Origin of the sequence: Vibrio neptunius (assembly GCF_000967495.1) — a bacterium.
Lineage (GTDB): Bacteria > Pseudomonadota > Gammaproteobacteria > Enterobacterales > Vibrionaceae > Vibrio > Vibrio neptunius.
In genome coordinates, this window is record NZ_JXXU01000130.1 from 1 (window position 1) to 229 (window position 229).

Genomic DNA, 229 nt, shown 5'->3' on the forward strand with positions numbered 1-229 from the left:
ATGAAACGAGGAAAATGCAGTGCCTGACGAAGATTTTGAAATGTTTTTGGAAGAATTTGGCGAGCCCACCACGTATGTTCAGGCCACAGACCAACACATTGAAGCTTATCGGGGCATACTTCCTGACCAGTTATTGAAGTATTGGCAAATGGTCGGATTCTCTGGCTTTAAGGATGGCCTATTTTGGATCACTAATCCCGCCGAGTTTGAAGATGTGCTTGAGTGCTTC

1 protein-coding gene is annotated in these 229 nt (G+C 45.0%); it reads left to right on the forward strand.

Annotated features, from left to right (window positions below; all coding sequences use genetic code 11):
- Window positions 1–19 precede the first annotated feature (19 nt).
- Window positions 20–229 (forward strand): GAD-like domain-containing protein (locus tag TW84_RS23335; RefSeq protein WP_275041689.1); only part of this gene is annotated, 210 nt, incomplete at its 3' end.